At 73.2% G+C, this 24095-nt stretch carries 21 protein-coding genes; 10 read left to right on the forward strand and 11 right to left on the reverse strand.

The features are described from left to right. Positions 1–110 precede the first annotated feature (110 nt). Both ACWED2_RS25405 and ACWED2_RS25410 read right to left on the reverse strand, forming a co-directional pair. Positions 111–1328 (reverse strand): MFS transporter, encoded by a 1218-nt coding sequence (locus tag ACWED2_RS25405; protein ID WP_449692976.1) that lies wholly within the window; start codon positions 1326–1328, stop codon positions 111–113. Positions 1329–1448: 120 nt separating this feature from the next. Continuing rightward, positions 1449–2231: an IclR family transcriptional regulator gene (locus tag ACWED2_RS25410; RefSeq protein WP_449692977.1), complete on the reverse strand. Its 783-nt coding sequence runs from the start codon at positions 2229–2231 to the stop codon at positions 1449–1451. An 85-nt stretch (positions 2232–2316) separates the two neighbouring features. Between ACWED2_RS25410 and hutH the strand changes: the two genes are divergently transcribed. From hutH to hutI, 5 genes are all read left to right on the forward strand, one after another. Next, the gene (hutH, locus tag ACWED2_RS25415; RefSeq protein WP_449692978.1) at positions 2317–3843 is read left to right on the forward strand and encodes a histidine ammonia-lyase; all 1527 of its coding nucleotides are present in this window, start codon (positions 2317–2319) and stop codon (positions 3841–3843) included. After that, entirely contained in the window at positions 3843–5504 is a 1662-nt protein-coding gene (gene hutU / locus ACWED2_RS25420) for a urocanate hydratase (RefSeq protein ID WP_449692979.1), read from the forward strand. The genes hutH and hutU overlap by 1 nt, the downstream gene beginning before the upstream one ends. Further along, positions 5501–6697 (forward strand): allantoate amidohydrolase, encoded by a 1197-nt coding sequence (locus ACWED2_RS25425; RefSeq protein ID WP_449692980.1) that lies wholly within the window; start codon positions 5501–5503, stop codon positions 6695–6697. The genes hutU and ACWED2_RS25425 overlap by 4 nt, the downstream gene beginning before the upstream one ends. 125 nt (positions 6698–6822) lie before the next feature. Next, positions 6823–8073, forward strand: coding sequence for a formimidoylglutamate deiminase (locus tag ACWED2_RS25430; RefSeq protein WP_449692981.1), 1251 nt, complete (start codon positions 6823–6825; stop codon positions 8071–8073). After that, complete coding sequence (hutI, locus tag ACWED2_RS25435; RefSeq protein WP_449692982.1) at positions 8061–9206, forward strand: imidazolonepropionase; 1146 nt, start codon at positions 8061–8063, stop codon at positions 9204–9206. The genes ACWED2_RS25430 and hutI overlap by 13 nt, the downstream gene beginning before the upstream one ends. A 25-nt stretch (positions 9207–9231) precedes the next feature. Here the strand turns inward: hutI and ACWED2_RS25440 are convergent, their stop codons facing one another. After that, entirely contained in the window at positions 9232–10098 is an 867-nt protein-coding gene (locus tag ACWED2_RS25440; protein WP_449692983.1) for an esterase/lipase family protein, read from the reverse strand. Between the two features lie 81 nt (positions 10099–10179). Further along, the gene (locus ACWED2_RS25445; RefSeq protein ID WP_449692984.1) at positions 10180–11598 is read right to left on the reverse strand and encodes an acyltransferase; all 1419 of its coding nucleotides are present in this window, start codon (positions 11596–11598) and stop codon (positions 10180–10182) included. Positions 11599–11791: 193 nt separating this feature from the next. On the opposite strand from ACWED2_RS25445, the gene ACWED2_RS25450 reads away from it, so the two are divergent. Continuing rightward, the gene (locus tag ACWED2_RS25450) at positions 11792–12916 is read left to right on the forward strand and encodes an anion permease (RefSeq protein WP_449692985.1); all 1125 of its coding nucleotides are present in this window, start codon (positions 11792–11794) and stop codon (positions 12914–12916) included. An 8-nt stretch (positions 12917–12924) separates the two neighbouring features. After that, a complete protein-coding gene (locus ACWED2_RS25455) occupies positions 12925–13146 on the forward strand; it encodes a hypothetical protein (RefSeq protein WP_449692986.1) in 222 nt (73 codons plus the stop codon). On the opposite strand, the gene ACWED2_RS25460 is transcribed toward ACWED2_RS25455, so the two are convergent. Further along, complete coding sequence (locus tag ACWED2_RS25460; RefSeq protein WP_449692987.1) at positions 13128–13892, reverse strand: hypothetical protein; 765 nt, start codon at positions 13890–13892, stop codon at positions 13128–13130. The two genes, ACWED2_RS25455 and ACWED2_RS25460, sit on opposite strands and share 19 nt — an antisense overlap. Further along, positions 13889–14098 carry a hypothetical protein gene (locus ACWED2_RS25465; protein ID WP_003082038.1) on the reverse strand — a complete coding sequence of 70 codons (210 nt, stop codon included), beginning with the start codon at positions 14096–14098 and terminating at the stop codon, positions 13889–13891. The genes ACWED2_RS25460 and ACWED2_RS25465 overlap by 4 nt, the downstream gene beginning before the upstream one ends. A gap of 438 nt (positions 14099–14536) precedes the next feature. Here ACWED2_RS25465 and ACWED2_RS25470 point away from each other — a divergent pair, with 438 nt between their 5' ends. Together ACWED2_RS25470 and ACWED2_RS25475 are read left to right on the forward strand one after the other, a co-directional pair. Beyond that, on the forward strand, positions 14537–16105 hold the full coding sequence (locus ACWED2_RS25470; protein ID WP_449692988.1) for a sensor histidine kinase: 1569 nt from the start codon (positions 14537–14539) through the stop codon (positions 16103–16105). Continuing rightward, the gene (locus tag ACWED2_RS25475; protein ID WP_449692989.1) at positions 16102–16776 is read left to right on the forward strand and encodes a response regulator; all 675 of its coding nucleotides are present in this window, start codon (positions 16102–16104) and stop codon (positions 16774–16776) included. The genes ACWED2_RS25470 and ACWED2_RS25475 overlap by 4 nt, the downstream gene beginning before the upstream one ends. On the opposite strand, the gene ACWED2_RS25480 is transcribed toward ACWED2_RS25475, so the two are convergent. Beyond that, positions 16721–17857: an FAD-dependent monooxygenase gene (locus ACWED2_RS25480; protein ID WP_449692990.1), complete on the reverse strand. Its 1137-nt coding sequence runs from the start codon at positions 17855–17857 to the stop codon at positions 16721–16723. The genes ACWED2_RS25475 and ACWED2_RS25480 overlap by 56 nt on opposite strands. Before the next feature lie 50 nt (positions 17858–17907). Here ACWED2_RS25480 and ACWED2_RS25485 point away from each other — a divergent pair, with 50 nt between their 5' ends. Then, positions 17908–18450 (forward strand): TetR/AcrR family transcriptional regulator, encoded by a 543-nt coding sequence (locus tag ACWED2_RS25485; protein WP_449692991.1) that lies wholly within the window; start codon positions 17908–17910, stop codon positions 18448–18450. Between the two features lie 465 nt (positions 18451–18915). Here ACWED2_RS25485 and ACWED2_RS25490 read toward each other — a convergent pair whose 3' ends face one another. From ACWED2_RS25490 to ACWED2_RS25505, 4 genes are all read right to left on the reverse strand, one after another. Beyond that, positions 18916–19746 (reverse strand): ABC transporter permease, encoded by an 831-nt coding sequence (locus ACWED2_RS25490; protein ID WP_449692992.1) that lies wholly within the window; start codon positions 19744–19746, stop codon positions 18916–18918. Then, positions 19743–20657 (reverse strand): ATP-binding cassette domain-containing protein, encoded by a 915-nt coding sequence (locus tag ACWED2_RS25495; protein WP_449692993.1) that lies wholly within the window; start codon positions 20655–20657, stop codon positions 19743–19745. The genes ACWED2_RS25490 and ACWED2_RS25495 overlap by 4 nt, the downstream gene beginning before the upstream one ends. A 69-nt stretch (positions 20658–20726) precedes the next feature. Beyond that, the gene (gene hrpB / locus ACWED2_RS25500) at positions 20727–23225 is read right to left on the reverse strand and encodes an ATP-dependent helicase HrpB (RefSeq protein ID WP_449692994.1); all 2499 of its coding nucleotides are present in this window, start codon (positions 23223–23225) and stop codon (positions 20727–20729) included. Next, positions 23222–24052: a glutamate ABC transporter substrate-binding protein gene (locus ACWED2_RS25505; protein WP_449692995.1), complete on the reverse strand. Its 831-nt coding sequence runs from the start codon at positions 24050–24052 to the stop codon at positions 23222–23224. Before ACWED2_RS25505 ends, hrpB begins: the two co-directional genes overlap by 4 nt. Positions 24053–24095 lie beyond the last annotated feature (43 nt).

Genomic DNA, 24095 nt, shown 5'->3' on the forward strand with positions numbered 1-24095 from the left:
GCGGAATCCCGCCCCCGGTCCGCATACTCATGGTGTCCGGCCGGTGACGGAACCGGTCCGGCCCGAGGTCGCGAAGGGAGGCGCACCATGTGCGGACGCGACAACTGAGGTCATCGGTCCTCCAGCCCGACCCGGCGCCACGCCCTCGCGATCGGCACGGCCACCGCGGCACCCACCGCCCCGGCCGCGGCGATGGTGTGCGCCGGGCCCAACACATCGGCCAGCCCGCCCGCCGCGGCCGCGCCGACCCCCTGCACGGTGATCAGGCCCGCCGAATTGACCCCCGCGCACTGCGCGCGGTGCTCGTCGGGCACCCGCCGCATGAACGAGACCGTGCCCTGGATGTTGTAGCCGGTCGCCAGCAGCCCGGACACCGCGAGCAGCGCCACCGACGCCACCAGCCCGGGCCGGCAGACGAACACCACCAGCGGCAGCCCCGCCGCGATCCCCAGCCAGCCCAGCACCCGGAGCTGCACGCGCTCCGGGATCCACTTGCCGAACACGACGCCGCCGAGCACGCTGCCCGCGGGGTCGGCCGCCATCAGCAGCCCGACCAGCGTCGCGCCCGCGCCGATCCCGGCCGCGTACGGCGCGGCCAGCGCCTCCGGCACGACGTAGAACCCGGCCAGCCAGTTGAGCGCCACCAGCGTCCGCAACGCCGGGTCGCGCCAGATCAGCCGGATGCCGGCACCGGTCGTCGAAAGCCACGCGGGCCGGACCGCCTGCGCGATCGCCGCCCGCCGCCGGACGCCGGTGACCAGGAACAACGCCGAAAGCAGAAAGGTCGCCGCGTCCAGGGCCAGCGCCGCGGACGGGGTGAACGCGGCGATCAGCGCGCCGCCGCCGGCGAACCCGGCCAGCTGCGCGCCCTGCATGGTCACGTTCCGCAGGGCCATCCCGACGAGGTACCGCTCGCCTTCGAGGACCGACGGCAGCAGCGCCTGCTGGGCCGCCTTGAACGGCCCGCCGAGCGCCGTCATCACCGCGACCAGCACGCACAGCACCCACAGCGGGACGCCGGGGATCGCGATGACGGCGACCAGCGCGGCCCGCACCAGGTCGGCCGCGACCATCACGTCCCGCCGCGGCCACCGGTCGCCCGCACCGGCCAGCAGGATGCCGCCGAGCAGGGACGGCACGTACGTCAGCGCGTAGGTGAGGCCGGTCAGCGCGGCCGACGACGTGCGCTGGAAGACGAGGACCGCGAGCGCGACCCGGGCGAGCTGGTCACCGCAGATCGACAGCAGCTCGGCAGTCCACATCGCCCGGAATTCGGCGACGGCGAGCACCGCACCGAAACCGACCTTCTTCACGCGTGAGTCATCCATCGGTGCCCCCGAAACCGCAGCCCCCGTCACGGTAATCACCCACCGCAGTGGAATCGAGCCGTTCGGTGACAGTTGCCCCGTTCGCAGCAGCGCCGGCGCCCGGACGGCCCGCGCCGGCCGTCAGGCCGGGTGGCCGCCGATGCGGGTGGTGAGCTCGGCCGCCGTCGCCGCCACCTCCGCCGCGAGGTCCGGCCACGTCTGCGTGCACGGCTCCGCCGCGCAGTGGTGGCGCAGGGTGACGCTGATCGCGGCCAGCGGGCGGGCGCCGTGGTCGAAGACCGGGCAGGCCACCGACGCGAAGCCCGCGGTGACGTGGCCGTCCTCGACCGACCAGCCGAGCCGGCGTTCCGCGGTGAGCGTGCGGCGCAGCTCCGCCAGCGTGCGCGGGCCGCGGCCGGTGCGGAGCACGAACGCCGAGGCCGCGGGGAACAGGGCCCGGACGTGGGGAGCCGGCAGGTGCCGCAGAATCGCCCGGCCGGACGCGGTCAGCTGCGCCGGCAGCCGGACGCCGACCTCCGTCACCAGCGTCTCCGGCCGGGCCGGGCGCTCCTTGATCAGGTACAGCGACTCGTTGCCGTGCAGGACGCCCAGGTGGGCGGTGTGCCCGACGCGGTCGACGAGCTTGCGCAGCAACGGCCCGGCCAGGCGCTCCAGGGGATCGTGGCGCAGGTAGGCCGAGCCCAGCTCGAAGGCGGCGATGCCCAGGCCGTAGCGGCGTTCGGCGGGCAGGTGCACGACGAAACCGGCCGCTTCGAGCTCGTTGAGCAGGTGGTACGTGGTCGAGCGGGGAAGCCCGGCCTCCCGGGCGATGGCCGCCGCGGTGACCGGGCCCGGCCGTGTCGCCAGGAGGCTCAGCACCGCCAGCCCGCGGCGCAGCGCCGGGACCTCGCTGCTCTCGCCCATGGCCTTCAGCCTAACGTCTGGGATCCCAGACAGAACCACCCGTTGAGGCATCCCACCAGCAGGAAGGACGATGTCCAATGGGCCCATGCCGGAAAAAGTGCTCCTGGGCTCGGAGCCCCTGACCGCCGCCCAGGTCGTCGACGTCGTCCGCGGGCACGCGCCCGTCGGGCTCACGGACGCCGCCGAGAAGAACCTCGCCGCGACCCGCCAGCACATCGAGAACCTCGCGCACGCCGTCACGCCCACCTACGGCGTCTCGACCGGCTTCGGCGCGCTCGCCACCCGTCACATCCCCGTCGAGAGCCGGACCGCGCTGCAGCGCAGCCTGATCCGCTCGCACGCCGCCGGCGCCGGCCCCGCCGTCGAGCCCGAGGCCGTCCGCGCGCTGATGCTGCTGCGGCTGCGGACCCTCGCCAGCGGCTACACCGGTGTCCGGCCCGGCACCGCGCAAACGCTTGCGGCCCTGCTCAACGCCGACATCACCCCGGTCGTCCACGAGTACGGCTCGCTCGGCTGCTCCGGTGACCTCGCGCCGCTGGCCGCCGTCGCGCTGGCGCTCATGGGCGAAGGTGAGGTGTTCCACGCCGGTGCGCTGAAGCCCGCCGCCGAGGCTTTGAAGCAGTCCGGGATCGAACCGATCGTCCTCGCCGAGAAGGAGGGCCTCGCGCTCACCAACGGCACCGACGGCATGCTCGGCATGCTCCTGCTCGCCGCCGCCGACCTGCGCCGGCTCTTCGACATCGCGGACCTCACCGCCGCGATGAGCGTGGAGGCGCTGCTCGGCACCGATCGCGCTTTCGCCGCCGACCTCCAGGCCCTGCGCCCGCACCCCGGGCAGGCGAAGTCCGCGGCGAGGATGTGGCAGGCGCTGCAGGGCTCGAAGATCGTCGAAAGCCACCGCGGCCCCGACTGCAACCGCGTCCAGGACGCCTACTCGCTGCGCTGCGCCCCGCAGGTCCACGGCGCCGCGCGCGACAGCCTCGCCCACGCCGAGCTCGTCGGCGAGCGCGAGCTGATGTCCGCCGTGGACAATCCCGTCGTCCTCGCCGACGGCCGGGTCGAGTCCAACGGCAACTTCCACGGCGCGCCGGTCGCCTACGTGCTGGACTTCCTGGCCATCCCGATCGCCGACGTCGCCAGCATCGCCGAGCGCCGCACCGACCGGATGCTCGACAAGGCGCGTTCGCACGGCCTGCCGCCGTTCCTCGCCGACGACCCCGGCGTCGACTCCGGCCACATGATCGCCCAGTACACCCAGGCCGCCGTGGTCAGCGAGCTCAAGCGGCTCGCCGTGCCGGCGTCCGTCGACTCCATCCCGAGCAGCGCGATGCAGGAGGACCACGTCTCCATGGGGTGGTCGGCCGCGCGGAAGCTGCGCAAGGCCGTCGACGGCCTGACCACCGTCCTCGCGATCGAGCTGCTCACGGCCGCGCGGGCGCTGGACTTCCGCGCGCCGCTGGAACCGTCGCCGGTCACCGGCGCGGTCCGTGACCTGCTCCGCACGAAGGTCGCGGGCCCCGGCCCCGACCGGCACCTGGCGCCCGAAATCGCGGCCGCCGAAGAACTCGTCCGCTCCGGCGCCGTCCTCGACGCCGCCCGTCTGGAGGTCTGATGAACCACGAGCCCCGCGTCGTCCGTGCCGCCCGCGGCACCCAGCTCACCGCCAAGTCGTGGCAGACCGAAGCCGCGCTGCGGATGTTCCACAACAACCTCGACCCCGAGGTCGCCGAGCGGCCCGAGGACCTGGTCGTCTACGGCGGCACCGGCAAGGCCGCCCGCAACTGGGCCAGCTTCGACGCCATCACCCGTGAACTGACCACTTTGGACGTCGACGAGACGTTGCTGGTGCAGTCGGGCAAGCCGGTCGGCGTGTTCCGCACGCACGAGTGGGCGCCACGGGTGCTGATCGCGAACTCGAACCTGGTCGGCGACTGGGCGACCTGGCCCGAGTTCCGCCGCCTGGAACAGCAGGGCCTGACCATGTACGGCCAGATGACCGCGGGTTCGTGGATCTACATCGGCACCCAGGGCATCCTCCAGGGCACGTACGAGACGTTCGCCGCGGTGGCCAAGAAGAAGTTCGGCGGCACGCTGCGGGGCACCCTCACCGTGACCGCCGGCCTCGGCGGCATGGGTGGCGCGCAGCCCCTCGCCGTGACCATGAACGACGGCGTCGCGCTGGTCGTCGAGTGCGACCCGCAGCGCGCGTACCGCCGCGTCGAGACCCGCTACCTCGACGAGGTGGCCGACGACCTCGACGACGCGATCGCCCGGGTCACCAAGGCCAAGCAGGAGAAGCGGCCGCTCTCGGTCGGCGTCGTCGGCAACGCCGCCGAGGTGCTGCCCGAGCTGCTGCGCCGCGGGGTCGAGGTCGACATCGTCACCGACCAGACGTCCGCGCACGACCCGCTTTCCTACCTGCCCAAGGGCGTCAGCGTCGACGACTGGCACGACTACGCGGCCAAGAAGCCCGACGAGTTCACCGACCGCTCGCGCGAGTCGATGGCCGACCACGTCGAGGCCATGCTCGGCTTCCTCGACAAGGGGGCCGAGGTCTTCGACTACGGCAACTCCCTGCGCGGCGAGGCCAAGCTCGGTGGCTGCGAGCGCGCGTTCGACTTCCCCGGCTTCGTGCCCGCCTACATCCGGCCGCTGTTCTGCGAGGGCAACGGCCCGTTCCGCTGGGCGGCGCTCTCGGGTGACCCCGAGGACATCGCGGCCACCGACCGCGCGATGCTGGAACTTTTCCCGGAAAACGAATCCCTCGCGCGCTGGATCCGCCTCGCCGGAGAACGCGTGGCGTTCCAAGGGCTGCCCGCCCGGATCTGCTGGCTCGGCTACGGCGAGCGGCACCTGGCCGGCCTGCGGTTCAACGAGATGGTGGCCGGCGGGGAGCTGAAGGCGCCGGTCGTCATCGGCCGCGATCACCTCGACTCCGGCAGCGTCGCCTCGCCGTACCGCGAGACCGAGGGCATGGCCGACGGCTCCGACGCGATCGCCGACTGGCCGCTGCTCAACGCCCTGGTCAACACCTCCTCGGGGGCGAGCTGGGTGTCGATCCACCACGGCGGCGGGGTCGGCATGGGCCGGTCCATCCACGCCGGCCAGGTCAGCGTCGCCGACGGGACGCCGCTGGCCGCGCAGAAGCTCGAGCGGGTGCTCACCAACGACCCGGGCATGGGTGTCATCCGGCACGTCGACGCCGGTTACGACCGCGCGGCCGACGTCGCCGCCGAGCGCGGCGTGCGGGTGCCGATGCGGGAGGCCGAGTGACCGCCTCCGGGCTGCTGGGCGAGATCGCCGACGTCGGGCGCGACCCGAAGCGCGGTGGTTACTCCCGCCACGCCTTCGACGCGCCCGAGCACGACCTGCGCGAGTGGTTCGTCGAGCGTGCGCTGGGGCTCGGGCTCGACGTCGAGACCGACCGCAACGGCAACATCTGGGCGTGGTGGGGGCCGCCGGGCCGCAACGCCGTGGTCACCGGCAGCCACCTCGATTCGGTGCCGGGTGGCGGCGCGTTCGACGGCCCGCTCGGGGTGGTGAGCGCGCTGGCCGCGGTCGAGGCCCTGCAGGCCAAGGGGTTCCGGCCGCGCCGGCCGCTCGCCGTCGTGGTGTTCGCCGAGGAGGAGGGCGGCCGGTTCGGGGTGCCCTGCCTGGGTTCGCGGCTGCTCACCGGCACGATCGACGCCGACAAGGCGCGTGGCCTGCGGGACGCCGACGGTGTGACGTTCGCCGAGGCGGCCGCGAAGGCGGGTGTCGACCCGGCGCGGATCGGGCCGGACGCCGAGCGGCTCGACCGGATCGGGCAGTTCCTCGAGCTGCACGTCGAGCAGGGCCGCGGGCTGATCGACCTCGGTGCGCCGGTGGCTGTCGGCAGCACGGTGATCGCGCACGGGCGGTGGCGGTTCTCCTTCGCGGGGCAGGGCAACCACGCCGGGGCGACGCTGCTGGCCGACCGCGCGGACCCGATGCTGCCCGCCGCGGCGACGGTCACCGCCGTCCGGCGGCTGGCCGCGAAGGTGCCGGACGCGCGGGCGACCGTCGGCAGGCTCGTGCCGACCCCCGGCGGGACCAACGTCATCGCGTCCACTGTGGACCTGTGGCTGGACGCGCGGGTGCCCGGCGAAGGCACGCCGGCGCTGGTCGCCGAGATCAGCCGGGCGGCCTCGGAGGCGGCGAAGGAGGAGGGCTGCCGGGTCGAGGTGACGCGCGAGTCCTACTCCGGCGACGTCGTGTTCGACGACGCACTCCGGCGTGACCTCGGCGGCTGGCTCGGCGCGCCGCCGGAGCTGCCCACCGGCGCCGGGCACGACGCGGCCATCCTCGCCGGGTTCGTCCCGGCCGGGATGCTCTACGTCCGCAACCCGACCGGCATCAGCCACTCGCCGGAGGAGTTCGCCGAGGCCGACGACGTCGAAGCCGGCGCCGAGGCGCTGGCCACGGCCCTGGAACGGCTGGCGCAGTGAACCCCAATCCGACCCCCGACCCGACTTCCGGCCCGCGGGGGCGCCCCCCGGTTCCAGCCTATCGCGCGGCACCGACAGTTTTCTGGTGCGAGCAGGCCTGCCTGCCGGGCGGGATCTCGGCCGGCGTGCGGATCGACGTCGCCGACGGGCGGATCACCGGCGTGACACCCGGCTCGCCGCGGTCCGGCACCGTGCTCGCCGGGCTGACGTTGCCGGGCTTCGCGAACGGGCATTCGCACGCCTTCCACCGGGCACTGCGGGGCCGGACGCACCACGAGCGTGGCACGTTCTGGACGTGGCGCGAGCGGATGTACGCGCTGGCCGCGCGGCTCGACCCCGACACGTACTACCGGCTGGCCCGCGGGGTCTACGCCGAGATGGTGCTCGGCGGGTACACGAGCGTCGGCGAGTTCCACTACCTGCACCACGCGCCCGGCGGGAAGCCGTACGCCGAGCCGAACGCGATGGGCGAGGCGCTGCGGCAGGCCGCGGCCGACGCCGGGATCCGACTGACGTTGCTGGACACGTGCTACCTGGCCGGGGGCATCGGCGTCGAACCGGACGAGGTGCAGCGGCGCTTCTCCGACGGCTCGGCGTCGGCGTGGGCTTCGCGGGTCGCTTCGCTGAAGGAAGGTGAGCTGTTCCGGGTCGGCGGAGCGATCCACTCCGTCCGCGCGGTGCCCCGGGACCAGCTGTCCGAAGTGGACAACGGCGTACCGGGGCACCGGCCGCTGCACATCCACCTTTCCGAGCAGCGGGCCGAAAACGAACAGTGCGAGGCGGCCACCGGGTTCACCCCGACCGGACTGCTGTGGGACCACGGCGTGCTCGACGAGCGGCTGACCGCGGTCCACGCGACCCACCTCACCGACCGGGACGTGCGCCTGCTCGGCGAGTTCCGGGTCGGGGCGTGCTTCTGCCCGACCACCGAACGCGACCTCGGCGACGGCATCGGCCCGGCCCGCGCGCTGCGGGACGCCGGGGTGCGGCTGGGCATCGGCAGTGACAGCAACGCCGTCGTCGACGCGTTCGAAGAGACCCGCGCGCTGGAGCTGGACGACCGGCTGGCCAGCGAGGAACGTGGCCGGTTCAGCGCCGGAGAACTCCTCGAAGCGGGCACCGACCACGCGGCGATCGGGTGGGACGAGGTCGGTGCGCTCGCCGAGGGGGCGGGCGCGGACCTCGTCACGGTGGCCCTGGATACCGTGCGGACGGCCGGGATCGAGCCGTCCGGGGTCCTGTTCGCGGCTTCCGGCGCCGACGTCCGGCACGTCGTCGTCGCCGGCCGCGAGGTCGTGCGCGACGGCGCGCACCTGCTCGTCGACCGACCGGAAACCGTGCTGGCGAAGGAGATCGAGGCACTGTGGCAGTCCTGATCACGGGGATCGGCGAACTCACCACCAACGACCCGGCGCTGGGCCGGCTGACCGACGCGGCCTTGGTACTGGACGGGTCGCGCGTCGCCTGGGTGGGTCCGGCGAAGGAGGCACCGGCCGCCGACGAACGCGTCGACGTCGAAGGGCGCGCGGTGCTGCCCGGCTGGGTCGACAGCCACACGCACCTCGTGTTCGCCGGCGACCGCACCGCCGAGTTCGAGGCGCGGATGGCCGGAAAGCCCTACACCGCTGGCGGAATCGCGATCACGGTCGGGGCGACGCGGGAGGCGTCCGACGAGGAGCTGGCGGCGAACCTGCGCCGCCACGTCGACGAGGCGGCCCGGCAGGGTACGACGTGCCTGGAGACCAAGACGGGCTACGGGCTCACGGTCGCGGACGAAGCCCGCAGCGCCCGGATCGCCGGCGAGGTGGCCGACGAGGTGACGTTCCTCGGCGCGCACCTCGTGCCGCCCGGCGCCGACGCCGAGTCCTATGTAGACCTGGTCTGCGGCGAGATGCTCGACGCCGTCGCGGGAAGCGTGCGCTGGGCGGACGTGTTCTGCGAGACCGGTGCCTTCGACGAGGCCCAGTCGGCACGGGTGCTGAAGGCGGCCGCCGAGCGCGGGCTCGGCCTGCGCGTCCACGGCAACCAGCTCGGCGAAGGCCCCGGTGTCCGGCTGGCGGTGGAGCTCGGCGCGGCGAGCGTCGACCACTGCACCTACCTCGCGGACGCCGACGTCGAAGCGCTCGCGGCGTCCGAGACGGTGGCGACTTTGCTGCCCGCGTGCGACTTGTCGACCCGTCAGGCCCTGGCCCCGGCGCGGCGGCTGCTCGACGCGGGCGCGAAGGTGGCGCTGGCCAGCAACGCCAACCCGGGCAGCTCGTACACGACGTCGATGGCGTTCTGCGTTGCGACAGCGGTGCTGCAGATGCGCATGACGATCGAGGAGGCCGTCTGGGCCGCGACGGCGGGCGGCGCGCAGGCGCTGCGGCGTGCGGACGTGGGCGTGCTGCGCCCCGGCGCGCGGGCGGACGTCCACGTGCTCGACGCGCCTTCGGTGACGCACCTGGCTTACCGGCCCGGGGTGCCGCTGACGAACATGGTGTGGCGCGCCGGGGAGCGCGTGCGCTGACGTCGAAAGCTGGGGCAGAACCCGCTCACAGCGGCAACGTGAACGGCGTACACGCCGGCGCGTAGCTCTCGTCGAGGGCGTGCAGGATCAGCCCGGTGACGTTCGGGTCGATCGCCTGGCCGAGGTGGCCCGACGCGTCGGACGGGCAGAAGTCCTGCAGCACGATGTCCGTCGTGCCCGGCTCGCCGAGGATCCCGCTCGTGTAGGGCGTCACGACCTCGTCGTACTTGCTCACGATGCTCGTGTACGCCGGGCCGGGGACGTGGACGCCGCCGCGGGCGAGGTCGTCCAAGAAGGCCGAGGGTGCCAGGTACTCCGAGCACGCGCCGCACGCCGTGCGCAGGACCGCGCCGAGGCCCGGCACGGACGTGAGCAGGGCCTTGGCCAGCGCGCCGAGGCCGCCGAGGGTCGTCCCGCGGTAGTTGGCGCCGAAGCCGACGAAGTGGGCGACCTTGGCCGCGCCGCCGCCGAACTTCAGGTAGTACGCCGGCATCGTGCTGCCCTCGGAGTGGCCGACGATGTCGACCTTCGCCGCTCCGGTCGTGGAGCGGACCCGGTCGACGAACCGGCCGAGCTGAGCCGCGCTGTCTCGCATGGACGCGAGCCCGCCGACACCCGGGCCGAGGACGCCGGTGCCGTACGTCAGCGAGAAGACGCAGTAGCCCTGGTCGGCGATCTTCGGCGCGTGGAAGAACCAGTTGACGGTGTCGTTCGCGCCGAGGCCGTGCACCAGCACGACGGGCTCCGGGTGCGCGGCCGACGGACGGCAGCCCCAGTCGTTCCAGCCGCTGCTCGGGGCCGCTTCCGCGACCGACGGCGCGACCGCGCCGAAGGTGAGCGCCGCGGTGAGCACGGCCAGGGTTCGCTTGACACCGCCGTTGGTGACCCGCATTCCGTTGCCTCCAGTTACCCGTCAGTACGTGACGCAGATCATGATCGGTCACATGTCGCTGGAGACGACCTGGGAAAACGCTCAGAGTTGACCCGTGTTCGTTGTGACGGGTGACAACGACGGCCGACGGGCCGTCACCACCAGGCCGGTCAGCGCGACCAGCCCGCACAGCCACGCGAACCAGTCGCCGAAGCGGGCGTACGGCGTCTTGCCCGGGCCGATCGGGACGTCGGCGACGACCACGGTGAACGGGCGGCCGCCGGTGTGGGCGTCGGCCAGGACGTGACCGCGTGCGTCCGAGAGCATCGGCGTCCCGCGGGTCGCGCTCCACGCCACCGAGAAGCCGTTCTCGACGCCGCGGATCAGCGCCGTGCGGCTGTGTGCCCAGCCGTCGACGTCTTCGTCGGACGCCGGGATGAGCACCAGGCCGGTGCCGGCCCTGCCGTAGTCGCTGCTGGGGTCGGCGAAGTTGACGTCCATGCACACCATCAGCCCGATCCCGGCGAAGTGCGCGAGCTGGGTGCCGGAGGTGATGTTCGGCGAATCCCCGTTGTGCCACTTGTGGTATTCCACCGGCGGCCCCGACGGCGGGATCGCCAGTGCGGCGTTGAACCGGCCGTCCGGCGTCGTGTCGATGACGCCGGTGACGACGTCGAGGTTCCGGCTGCGGGCGACTTCGGTGAGGGCGTCGACGAGCCGCGGCCGGCTGGTCCGGTCCACCGCGAAAGCGGCTTCCGGGAGCACGACCGCCCGGACGCCGTCCGGCAGCCGGCCGATCTGGTCCACATAGGACCGGACGAGCGCCTGGCCGTCCGGCGTGGCGACGTCGGCCGCCCAGCGGCTCTGCCCGGGCGCGACCAGCGCGACCCGCGTCGACGGCCCGGTCAGGGGCGGCGTGGTCCAGAAGACCAGCCCGCCCAGGGCGGCCGCGACGGTGACCAGCCCGGCCAGCCGCGACAAGCCGTGGACCCGCGGGGCGAGCGCGGCGGCGACGGCGGCCGGGACGAACAGCACCAGGAACTCGACACCCCAGCCGCCGGTGATCGCGGCGAGCCGCAGCACGGCCGGCCGGTCGGCCTGGGTCGTCATCAGGGTGTCCATGACGCCGGTCGGGTTGAGCAGCGAGACGCCGTAGAGCACCACGGTCCACAACGCCGGCGCGGAGAGCGCCGCCAGCAGGCCGTGGCCACGCCGGACCAGCACCCGGAACAGGCCGGTGGCCAGGGCGAACAACAGCGCGCTGCCGCCGAGGATCGCGACCGCGGCGGGCCGCGGGATCGCCAGGGAATGCCAGAAATAGCTCCAGCTGCCCGAGCTGCCCGCGGCGTACGCGACGAACGCGCAGGCCAGCGCGGCGACCCCGGGAATCCGGGGCGCGAGCAGCAGGATCGGCAGCGGTGCCGCCCAAGCGAGTTCGGGCACCGGAGCCAGCCCGGTGCCGAAGAAGAACAACACCGCCGACGCCGCCGTCGCGGCGACCGCCCACCCCAGCTTGTTCATCGTGGCCCCTTTCGCCCGGTTTCGAGGATTCCGGGCGGCACGGGCGGGCGCATTGGGTCAAACCACCGAATCGGGGTGGGGTTTACCCCACCCCGGTTCATGCAGAGTTCAGTAAGCCGTCACACGACAGGGATCGGAGCGGTTCCTGTCGATCAGTAGCGTTGCTAACGAACAGCTACGAAAGTGGGCCGCCATGGACTTTTCGCTGATCGTGCTGGTGGTGATCGTGGCCGCGCTGGCCTTCGACTTCACCAACGGCTTCCACGACACCGCCAACGCGATGGCCACCTCCATCGCCACCGGGGCGCTCAAACCGAGGGTCGCCGTCGCCGTTTCGGCCGTGCTGAACCTCGTCGGCGCGTTCCTCTCGGTCGAGGTCGCCAAGACGATCTCCGGCGGCATCGTCGACGACACCAAGGTGACCCCGGTGATCATCTTCGCCGGGCTCGTCGGCGCCATCGTGTGGAACCTGGTGACCTGGCTGATCGGGCTGCCGTCGAGTTCGTCGCACGCGCTGTTCGGCGGGCTGATCGGCGCGACCTGGATCGCCTCGGGCTCCGACGCCGTCCACTTCGGGAAGGTCGTCGAGAAGGTGCTGATCCCGGCGCTCGCCTCGCCGATCGTCGCCGGGATCGTCGCGACGCTGGGCACCTTCCTCGTCTACCGGATCACCGCACGGGCGAAGCGGGACACGGTGGGCCGCACGTTCAAGGCGGGCCAGATCGCCTCGGCGTCACTCGTGTCGCTCGCGCACGGTACGAACGACGCGCAGAAGACCATGGGCGTCATCACGCTGACGCTGATCGCGTCCGGCTCGCTCGCGCCGAACTCGGGCCCGCCGCTCTGGGTGATCCTCACCGCCGGCACCGCGATCGCGCTCGGCACCTACCTCGGCGGCTGGCGGATCATCCAGACCATGGGCAAGAAGCTGACCGAGATCCAGACGCCGCAAGGGTTCGCGGCCGAAACCAGCGCCGCGGCGGTCATCCTCACCTCGGCGCACCTCGGCTTCGCGCTGTCCACCACGCACGTCTGCTCGGGCGGCATCATCGGCTCCGGGCTCGGCCGCAAGCTCGCCGAAGTCCGCTGGGGCGTCGCGGGCCGGATGGTGCTCGCCTGGGCGCTGACGCTGCCCGCCGCCGCGATCGTCGGCGCGCTCGCCGCCGAGGTCTCGACGCTCGGGACCTGGGGCACCGTGCTGGTCGGGCTGGCCGGGGTCGTCGTCGCACTGGGCATCTGGCTCGCGTCGAAGCGGAACCCGGTCAACGCCCACTCCATCGCCGAGTCCGAGCCGGCCGTCCAGCCGGCCAACGCCTGAGGAGCGCCGTGCACATCGATTGGGGTTCTCTCGGTCTGGTTTTCCTGGTCGCGCTGGGTGCCGTCGTCGTGCTGACGAGCCTCTTCTCCTTCGGGGTGGTGGGGCTCTCCCAGCGTGACGCCGCGCGCGAGTCGGGTGCCGCGGGCACCGGGCCGCTGGCCGGCGCGGTCGTCTGCTTCGCCGCCTGCGCGGCGATCGTCGGCTACGGGATCTACTTGATCGTCGCCTGAACGCGGTCGCGGAAGCCGTCGGGCAGGCCGGAGAGCAGCGGTTTCAGCGTGGCGCGCCGCGCCTCGCCCAGGTGGGTCAGCAGGTCGAGCGCCGGTGTCCAGAGGTCTTCGTCGGCGCTCGCCGCGGTCACCAGCCGGCCGAGCCGGTGCGCGGGGAGCAGGCCGACGACGTGGTCGATGCGGCGCTTGTCGTCGAGCACGAACGCGATCCGCAGCAGCGCCGGGTCGTCGATCTGCTCCAGGGCCCGCCGCACGGTGAGGTCGGGCAGGTGGCCGACGAACCGGCCGAGGGTGATCCAGTCTTCCTTGCGCGCCAGTTCGCCGGCGACGGCGAGGACGGTGTCGAGGGGGATCCGGCTGATGATCGCGCTCGCCCGCCGCGGGTCGAGTTCCGCGGCCACCTCGGCGAGGAAGCGCGGGCTGAGCCGCTTGGCGACGTCGACGCCGCGCGAGACGTCGACCAGCCCGGCGATCCGGGCGCACAGCAGCGGGCCGAACACCTTTTCGGCGATCTTGGCGAGCACCCCGACCGGCACGACCCGCGCGGCCAGTGCCATCCGCTGCAGCGCGGCCGCGTTGGCGTCGAACAGCGTGTCGGTGACCTGCTCGCGGAAGGCCTGCAGGTCGTCGGCGTCGACGCGGGCGAGGTAGCCGAGCCGCGCGGGCTCGACGTCGAGGACGCGGGCCAGCTTCAGGATCTCGGCCTCGGCCGCGTGGTTCTCCGCGGTCCGCTTCGCGGGTGTCACAGGCCGACTGCCTTCCGGACCGCGCCGCGCAGCAGCGCGGGGACGTACCGGAGGCCTTCTTCGCCCGCTTCGGCGAGCGCTTTCGCCTGCCGCCTGCGCGCGTCGCGCAGGGCGTCGGCGAGGTCCTGCCGCTCGTGCTCTTCGAGGGCCTCGATGCCTTCGGGGAGGTAGCCGCCCAACTGGTCGGCGAGTGTGCGCTCGGCCATGATGGATCATCATGCAACACGGCGGGCGCCGCTGCGCGGATATGCGCACCAAGCCGACCCCTGTCCGTGTCGGCGACCTCTCTGGCTCGGCTGACCTGGCCGGAGTGGCGGCTTCTGGTCGAGGATCGAGCGGCGCTCCTGGTTCAGAGCGCTGCTCTCGCTTCGCGGCGTGCAGTGCTCATCTTCGAGAGCGCTGCTCACATACTGCGGCGCGCGATGGCCGGCTTCGAGAGCACTGCTCGCAATCAGTCCCGTTGCGGTGCTCCAAAGCGAGAGCACTGCTCGCTAGTTGCCGCGAGCAATGCTCAGCTTGAAGAGCACTGCTCACAAATGTGTGGCTCGGCCTTTCCTGGCCGCAGGCCCTGACGTTCGTGCACACGGTGAAGGGTTGACTTTCGGCAGTGGTCGCCCGCCGTCACGGCTTGTAGCTTCGATGTCGTGCGGACGGTGACGAAGCGCAGGTGGCGCGTGGTGTTCGACGTGCTCCTCGGGCTGGTTCTCGCGTACAGCGTCGTGTCGGACACTGTGAACACCCGGTCCGTGTGGGAAGTCGCTGGTGGTCTCGCCGTCGTGTTGGGCTCAGTGGCCACGGCCCGGCGGTTCCCCGTCGTCTCGCTGGGCATCGCGCTGGCCGGTGCGCTCGCGGTGACGTTCCCCTTCGGCGATCACGTGCCCGTCTGGGTGGTCTTCGTCCTGGTCGCGATGAGCTACCAGGCCGGGCTGCGGATGGCGCGGGCCCGGCCGGGCGTGCTGATCGGCGTCGCCGTCACGATCGTCGGCCTGCCGCTCTCCCTGCTGGTCGGGCCGGACGGCCTCGGCGACTGGGCCGCGATGGTGGCGATCCTCGTCTTCGCCGGGCTGTCGCCGTGGTTGCTCGGCCGGTACGTGCGCGTCCGCGGCGAACTCGCCCGCACCGGCTGGCGCCGGGCCGAGGAGATGGAGAGCCGGCAGCGGCTGGTCGCCGAGCAGGCCCGGCTGCGCGAGCGTGCGCGGATCGCCAGCGACATGCACGATTCGCTGGGGCACGAGCTGAGCTTGATCGCCGTCCGGGCCGCCGCGCTCGAGGTGGCCGGCGGGCTCGACGACGCCCAGCGCGCCGCCGCCGCGCAGCTGCGGACCAGCGCCGCGTCCGCGACCGAGCGGCTGCGCGAGATCATCGGCGTGCTGCGCCAGGACGCCGCGCCGGTCGAACCGGTGCAGGGCGACCTCGGCGAGCTGGTTTCGCGGGCCCGGGCGTCCGGGCTGCTCATCGAGTCCACAGTGGACCTCGCGGACGCGCCGCCGATGGTGGCTCGCGCCGCTTACCGCGTGGTGCAGGAATCCCTGACGAACGTGGCGAAGCACGCGCCGGGCGCCGCCGTCACCGTCCGGGTGGCCGGTACCGGCGCGCGGACCGACGTCAGCGTCGTCAACGCGCCGCCGCCCGCCGGGCCGTTGCCCGGGGCCGCGTCCGGGCACGTCGGGCTGATCGGCCTGCGCGAGCGCGTCCGGCTCGTCGGTGGCACGCTGCGGGCCGGCCCCGACGGCGGCGGGTTCGCCGTCACCGCGACGCTGCCGCACGACGCCGCGCCGGTCGAACTGCCGGCGCACCCCGACGACGGGATCGGGGAGCCGACGTCGGCCCGGGCGCTGGAGCTGGCCCGGCGCGACGTGCGGCGCAGCCTGATCCAGGCCGTCGCCGTGCCGCTGGTGCTGTTCGCGATGGTGCTCGCGGTCGCCGGGATCGCGTTCCTCTACCAGTGGAACTCTTCGGAGCTGCCCGCCGGGCTCTACGAGCGGCTGCGGATCGGGCAGCCGCGGGCCGAGGTGGCGCCGCAGCTGCCCGAGCGTGAGCGCATCGCCCGGCCGGAGCGGGGCGAGCCGCCGAGGCCGGCGGTGCCCGGTGTCGCGTGCGAGTACTACGGCACCGGGCGGCCCTGGCTCGACAACGACTACGCCGCCTACCGGCTGTGTTTCGCCGATGGAAAGCTGGTCGCCAAGGACGAGTTCGCCGAGGGGGCGCCGTGATCAGGGTCGTGCTGGCCGACGACGAAGCGATGATGCGGGCGGGGGTGGCGGCGATCCTCGCCGCGGATACCGGGATCGAGGTCGTCGCCGAAGCCGCCGACGGCCGGGAAGCGGTTTCCCGGGTGTTGGCCACCCACCCCGACGTCGTGCTGCTGGATATCCGGATGCCGGGGCTGGACGGCCTCGGCGCGGCCGCCGAGATCCGCCGCCTGCTGCCCGCGACCGGTGTGATCATGCTGACCACGTTCGGTGAGGACGACTACATCGAGCGCGCGCTAGGCCTCGGCGCCAGCGGGTTCCTGCTGAAGTCGGGCGATCCGCGCGAGCTCCTCGCCGGCATCCACGCCGTGGCCGGCGGGGCCGCGTTCCTCTCGCCGAAGGTGGCGCAGCGGGTGATTGCCCGGCTGTCCGGCGGGCAGCTGGCGCGCGCCGCCGCGGCCCGCGAGCGGATCGCCTCGTTGACCCCGCGTGAGCGTGAAGTGCTGACGCTGCTGGGTTCCGGACTGTCCAATGCGGACATCGCGGCGAAGATGTTCGTCGTCGAGGGCACGGTGAAGGCGCACGTGAGCACCATCCTGACCCGGCTCGGCGCGAAGAACCGGGTGCAGGCGGCGATCACCGCGTACGAGGCGGGACTGGTCGGGGGAGACGCGGCGGCGTCCACCCCGTGATGCCCGCGCCGACGCGGACCGTCGCTTTGGCCGGGAGGCACTTCAGCACGGCCGTGCGCAGCGCGGTCGCGACCGGGTTGGTCAGCTGCGGGCCGAGCTTGCCCATCCGGACGGACTCGCGGACGACCTGCTGGCTGCGGGGCCGTCGCTGCCGGTCGTAGCTCTTGAGGGCTTCTTCGATCGTGTCCGTTGTGGACACGGCGTGGGCGAGCACGACGGCGTCCTCGATGGCTTGGCAGCCGCCCTGGCCGAGGAACGGCGGCATGGCGTGCGCGGCGTCGCCGAGCAGCGCGATCCGGCCGCGGGTGTAGGTCTTCAGGGGCGTGCCCAGGTAGTAGAGGTCGTGGTGCAGCACGGCTTCGGGTGGGGTGGCGGCGAGGAGGGCGGGGATCGGGTCGTGCCAGCCCTCGAAGGCCGGTTCGAGGTCGGTTTCGGCGGTGCCCGGTGCGGCGAGGGTGGAGATCCACCAGTAGACGTCGCCGCCGGTGAGCGGGAGGACGCCGACCTCGGTGCCGCGGTCGAAGCTCGTGCTCAGGCCGGCGCCGGGGAGGTGTGCGACACCGCGGAACGCGGTGCTGCCGGTGTGAACGGGCTCCGGGTGGTGCGGGAAGAGCGCGTGGCGGACCCGGCTGTGGATGCCGTCGGCCGCGACGACGAGGTCGGCGCGCAGCTCTTCGCTGCCGACACGGACCAAGCCGTCTTCGCGCACTTCGGTGACTTCGGCGCCGGTCTTCAGGCTTTCCGCCGGGACGGCTTCCCGCAGGGCGGCGATGAGGTCCCGCCGGTGGATCGCACCGAGCGGCCGCCCGTGCCGCCGGGTGAATTCGGCGCTGTCGAACCGGGTGATCCGGCGGCCGCGCCGGTCGCGGAAGCCGCCGTCGGTTTGGAGGGCCAGGCGGTCGCCGAGGTCGACGCCGAGTTCGTCGAGGCTGCGCAGGGCGTTGGGCCAGAGCGAGATCCCGGCGCCGACATCGCCGAACTCGGGTGCTTTCTCGAGCACGGTGACCGTCCAGCCGACCCGGTGCAGCCCCGCGGCCGCCGCCAGGCCGCCGATCCCGCCGCCGACCACTATCGCGTGCATGGTCCCTCCTCTACATCTGTAGAGCACTCTACACCTGTAGAGTGCGGTTGGTGGAGCGTGTTGAGGTGATCGGCGACGCGGCGATTGCGGTGATCGCGGCAGAGGGCATGCGCGGCCTGACCCACCGGGCGGTGGACCGCGCGGCGGGCCTGCCGGTGGGCTCGACGTCGTACTACGCGCGCACGCGGGCGGCGCTGCTGGAGCTGACCATCGCCCGGATCGTGGTGCTGGACCAGGCTCCGCCGCGGTCGTCGGGGTCCTTGGCGGAGTTCATCGCGGGGTATGCGTTCAAGGCGATCACCACGGGGCGCACGCGGATGTTGGCGCGCTACGAGTTCGCACTGGAGGCAACGCGGCGCCCGGAGTTGCGAGCGGCGTACGACGAGGGTGGTTTGCAGATCCGCCAGCACGCGGCCGAGGTGCTGGAAGCGGCCGGATCGACCGACCCGGTGCGGCACGCGAGGGTGGTGGTGGACTGGATGGAGGGGACGATCTTCGGGGCGCTGGCGGGAACGGGATCGTTGGCGCCGCCTTCGTTCGAGTCGCTGGTGGCGAGCGCCCGGGAGATCCTGGCGGGGATCGGCGTGGAGTGACGTCGGCCCGGTGATCCACATTCCCGAGGGGGTGTGGACAACCGGGCCTCGGCTGGGGCATTTTCCGGGTTGTGTCGGGCGGGCCCGATAGACTGGACCTGGGGCAGCCCCCCGGAGAGGGCGGGGGATGTCTGGGTCTCCTGGGGGCCTGGCCTGCGGCAAAAATCGCATGCGCGCCGGTTGGTGCATCTCCCGGTCGAAGGTGGAGCTGGCCCGGGTCTCTTCGGCCGACGGGCAGGTGGGTGCCCGAAGCCGGGATTGTGACTACGGCCGGCAGTACCGCGTCAAGACGGGAAAGCGTGCCTTGACCCGGCACTGCCGGCCGTGTTTCGGCTTCGGATCGAGGCGGCGGGGAGGTCCGGGCGGGGTGCAGGTCCGGGCGGCCGCCTGCCGCTCACGCCGGTCAGCCACCTGAAAGGGCCCTCCGACTTGCCGGACCTCTGCCGGAGAGGGCGGGGGGTTCGGTCAGGCGTCCCGGCGGCGCAACACCGCCGCGCCCGTCAAGAGTGCCGCCGTGGTCCAGGCTGCGCAGATCACCAAGCCCACCCATGGTGCGTACGGTGCCGGTGACATCGTCACCGGATTCGGCTGGCCCGCCTCGACCATTGCGTTGATGCCCGCGATGGCCGGGAAGTACGACGTCAGCTCCGGCAGGCCCAGCGACGCCACGATCAGCGGCACCGGGACCAGCAGCACGATCACCGACACCAGTGTCCCGGCCGCGCTGCGCAACGCCCAGCCGAAGCCCGTGCACAGCAGGCCCAGCAGCGCGAAGTAGCCGCCCATGCCCAAGGCTGCCGTGGTCGCCGCCGAAAACGTCGTCGGCAGGCCGTGGCCGTTCATCACCGCGCTCGCCAGGGCCGTTCCCGCACACGACAGCAGTACTCCGTGCGCGAACAGGACCGGCAGGAGCACCGCCGCCTTCGCCAGCACCACTCGGCCGCGCACCGGGGTCCACAACAGCGTCGACCGGATGCCGCCGCTCGCGTACTCGCTCGTCACGGACAGCGTTGCCATCGCGATCAGCGCGAACTGCGCCAGGTAGAACCCGCCGCCGATGGCGATCGTGTGCGCGCCCAGCGGGTGGTCGTCTTCGTAGCGCTGGGCGATCGCCGACAGCGCGCTGTAGCCCAGCATCAGCGCCGTCGCGCCCACCAGGCTCCACCACGTCGCCCGGACCGACCAGAACTTCGTCCACTCCGCCGCCACCGCGCCCGGCAGGCCGCCGCCGCGCACCTCCACCGAAGCCGAAGCCGAAGCCGAAGCCGAAGCCGTCGCCGTCGCCGTCGCCGTCATGCCGAAACCCCGTATTCCACCGAAGATGCCGTCAGTTCCATGTACGCCTGCTCGAGCGACGCCGTCCGCTCGGCGAGCCCGTGCACGCGGATCCCCAGCTCGTGCACCAGGTCGCCGACGCGCGTGACGTCGATGCCGTCCACCACCAGCTCACCCGGTTCGCCGGGGTGCGTCAGGCCGCCCTCGGCGCGCAGCCGCGCGTCCAGCGCGGAGCGCTCGCCGTCGGCCGGGACGCGGATCGAGACCGTCGTCCGGGAATTGCCCGCGATGAACTCCGCCACCGGGGCGTCGGCCAGCAGCTTGCCCTTGCCGATCACGATGAGGTGGTCGGCCGTCAGCTGCATCTCGCTCATCAGGTGGCTGGAGACGAACACCGTCCGCCCCTCGGCCGCCAGCGAGCGCATCAGCTGCCGGACCCAGCGGACGCCGTCCGGGTCGAGGCCGTTGACCGGCTCGTCGAACAGCAGCACCCCCGGGTCGCCCAGCAGCGCTCCCGCGATGCCCAGCCGCTGGCCCATGCCGAGCGAGAACTGGCCGGCCCGCTTGCCGGCGACGTCGGACAGCCCGACGGTCGCCAGCACCTCCTCGACCCGGCCCGCCGCGATGCCGTTGCTGCGGGCCATGGCCAGCAGGTGCTTCCCGGCGCTGCGGCCCGGGTGCAGGGCCTTGGCGTCGAGCAGGGCGCCGACCTCGCGCAGCGGGTGCCGCAGCTCGGCGTAGCGCCGCCCGCCGACCAGGGCCTCGCCCGCCTGCGGGTGGTCGAGCCCGACGGCCATCCGCATGGTCGTCGACTTCCCGGCGCCGTTGGGGCCGAGGAACCCGGTCACCTGGCCGGGTGCGACGTCGCAGGTGAGCGCGTCGACGACGGTCTTCTCCCCGTAGCGTTTCGTGAGTCCCCTGAGTGTGATCATGCGTCGAGTCTGCGGTCCGCGGGGGCGCGCGGGCATCGGACGACCGTCGCGGGCCGCCCCCGACTTTCGTCAGGTGCGGCGGCGGGTGTGCCGGGTCGGGACGGCGCCGGCCGGGTCCTCCGGCCAGGGGTGCTTGGGGTAGCGGCCGCGCAGGTCGGCGCGCACGGCGGGGTAGCCGGACGTCCAGAAGGAGGCGAGGTCGGCGGTGATCGCCGCGGGGCGCCCGGCGGGGGAGAGCAGGTGCAGCACCACCGGGACGCCGGCGAGCACCGGGGTTTCGGTCCAGCCGAAGGTCTCCTGGAGCTTGACGGCCAGGACGGGCTGGTCGCCGCGGTAGTCGACGCGGATGTGCGAGCCCGACGGCACTTCGAGGCGGTCCGGGGCGAGATCGTCGAGCTTCGCCGCTTCCGGCCAGGGGAGGAGAGCCTTCAGCGCGGTGCCCGCGTTGATCGTGGCCAGGTCGGCCTTCCGGCGGGCGGCGCCGAGGTCCAGCCAGCTGTCCACATCGGACAGCAGCGCGGCGTCGTCCACCGGCGGCCAGGGCGGGCCGAGGACGCGGTGCAGGAAGGCCATCCGTTCGCGCAGCCGGGTCGCGTCCTGGCTCCACTTGAGCAGGCCGAGCCCTTCGGCTTTCAGGCCGGCGACCAGGGCGTCGTGGACGTCGGCGTGCTCGAGCGGTTTCTCGGACAGGACGATGGCGCCGAGCTTGCGGACGCGCCGGGCGACGACATCGCCGTCCCAGGCGACTTCGTCCACTTCGGACACCTGGCCGGTGCGGACGGCGAGGGTTTCGTCGGCGGCCGCGGCGAGCCGGATGGTGCCGTGGACGCGGCCGGGATCGCGGGTGGCTTCGGCGATCGCCAGCCACTCGGCGTCGAGGCCGCTGCCGGGCGGGAGTTCGGCGGCGGTGCCGCCGGCCATCAGGTAGACGGGCGCGCCGCCGGGCCGCCGCTTGGCGAGCCGCTCGGGGTGGGCCAGGGCGACGACGAGCGCGGGATCGGGGCGGCGGCCGCCGGACGTGGGCACGGAACTCGCGTGATCGCGGGCGGAACTCGCGTGATTGAAGCCGGAACTCGCGTGATGGGGGCCGGAACTGCCGGTCGAAAGGGAACGATCGGCCTCGCCCGAAACCAGCCTCTCCAGCCGCTGGGCCTCCCGCTTCCAGCGCCGCGATCCCTCGTCACGCGCCGAGCGGAGGCGGCGCAGCTCCGCGGCCACGTCCGTCAGCGTCGCGCCCGCGTCCAGCAGTGCCACCACCTCGGCCGCGTTGCGGGCGCCGACCTCAGAAGAACCGTCCAGGAGCGCGCGGGCCAGCCGCGGGTGCAGGCCCAGTTCGGCCATCCGCCGTCCGCGAGGGGTCACCGTGCCGTCCGGGGACGTCGCGCCCAGCGTCACCAGCAGGGCCCGGCCCGCGGAGAGGGCTCCTTCGCCCGGTGGGTCCCACCAGGCGAGCCCGCTGCCGTCCGGCGTCGACCAGCACGCCAGCTCCAATGCCAGCCGGGCCAGCTCGGCCGTGCGGATTTCCGGCTCGGGGTACGGCGGCAGCGTCGCCTGCTCGTGCTCGGCCCAGCAGCGGTACGCCCGGCCCGGCGCCTCGCGCCCCGCGCGGCCGGAACGTTGCGCGGCCACCGCCGCCGATACGCGGACCGTCGCCAGCCCTGGCAGCCCGCGCCGGTGGTCGACGCGCGGCACCCGGGCCAGTCCCGAGTCGACCACCGCGCGCACGCCCGGCACCGTCAGGCTCGACTCCGCCACCGCCGTCGCCAGCACCACCCGGCGCCGGTCGCGCGGGCGCAGCGCGTCGTCCTGGTGCGCCGCCGACAACCGGCCGTGCAGCGGGAGCACGTCCACATCGTCCAATTCGGACAAAGAAAGCAACCCCGAAGTACGAGCGATCTCACCGGCGCCGGGGAGGAACGCGAGCACATCGCCGTCTCCCGACGACAACGCCGTTCGCACCGCTCGCGCGACGCACGCCTCGACACGCTCGCCGCGGGCCGGCGGGACGTACGAGAACTCCACCGGGTAGGTCCGCGCCGTCGCCGTCACCACCGGGGCGTCGCCGAGCAGGGCCGCGAGCCGCCCGGACGCGACCGTCGCCGACGTCGCCAGCAGCCGCAGGTCGTCGCGCAGCCCGGCGCGGACGTCCAGGAGCAGCGCCAGCAGCAGGTCGGCGTCCAGATGGCGCTCGTGGCACTCGTCGAGCAGCACCGTCGAGACACCCGGCAGCTCCGGGTCGCCCTGCACGCGCCGCACCAGCAGCCCCGACGTCACGACCTCGATGCGGGTCCGCGCGGACACCTTCCGGTCGCCGCGCACGGCGTAGCCGACCGTCTCGCCGACCTGCTCACCCAGCAGAGCCGCCATCCGCGCCGCCGCCGCGCGCGCCGCCAGCCGCCGCGGCTCGGCGACCACCACCCGGCCTTCGGTCGCCGCCGCCAGGGCGAGCGGGACCAGCGTCGTCTTCCCCGTGCCGGGCGGCGCCACGAGCACCGCGGCACCGCGGGCGTCCAGCGCGGCGACGACGTCGGGCAGCACGGACCGGACCGGCAGGTCGGGGAGCTTCACTTCGCGGTGACCTCGGGGGGCGGGGGCAGCTGGTAGCCGGACGGGCCGATGTTCGCGTTGAGCGAGCGCAGCCACTCACCGGAGGAGATCATCTTCCGGATCGCGTCGTCGACGGCGGCCACCCCCTGGGTGTCGTCCTTGCGCAGGCCGATGCCGTAGCTCTCCTTCGAGAACGGCTTCCCGACGATCTTCAGCAGCTCCGGGTCGCGCGCGACGTAGCCGGCCAGGATCACCGCGTCCGTGGTCACCGCGTCGATCTGCCCGGCGAGCAGCGCGGTCACGCAGTCGGAGTACCGCGGGTACTCGACCAGCTGGACGGCCTGGGCGTACTTCTCCTTCACCTGCTGCGCCGGCGTCGACCCGGTGACCGAGCACAGCCGCCGCCCGTTGAGCGCCTCCGGCCCGGCGATGTCGGCCGACGTCCGCCGCACCAGCAGGTCCTGCCCGGTGGTGAAGTACGGGCCGGCGAACGACACGACCTGCTTGCGCTTGTCCGTGATCGAGTAGCTCGCCACGACCAGGTCGACGGCGCCGGAGGTGAGGTCCGTCTCCCGCGTCGCCGACGTCGTCTCGCGCCACGTGATGTCCTTCGCGGGGACACCGAGCTCACTCGCGACGAAAGTCGCGACATCGACGTCGAACCCGACGAACCGGCCGTCGATGGTGTGCTCCGACAGCCCCGGCGCGTCGAACCGGATGCCGATGGTCAGGTGATCCGCGGCACTCGCCCGGGTGACGAGCGAGTCGGTGGGCGACACCTTCGCCGGACCGCACGCCGACGCCGTGACCAGGAGCAACGCCGAGCCGAAGAGCGCGCGCCACCGCATCCGGCCGCTCCCTCCGCTGCTGTCCTGCCTCACCTTGTTCTCA

This window comes from Amycolatopsis sp. NPDC005003 (assembly GCF_053600695.1).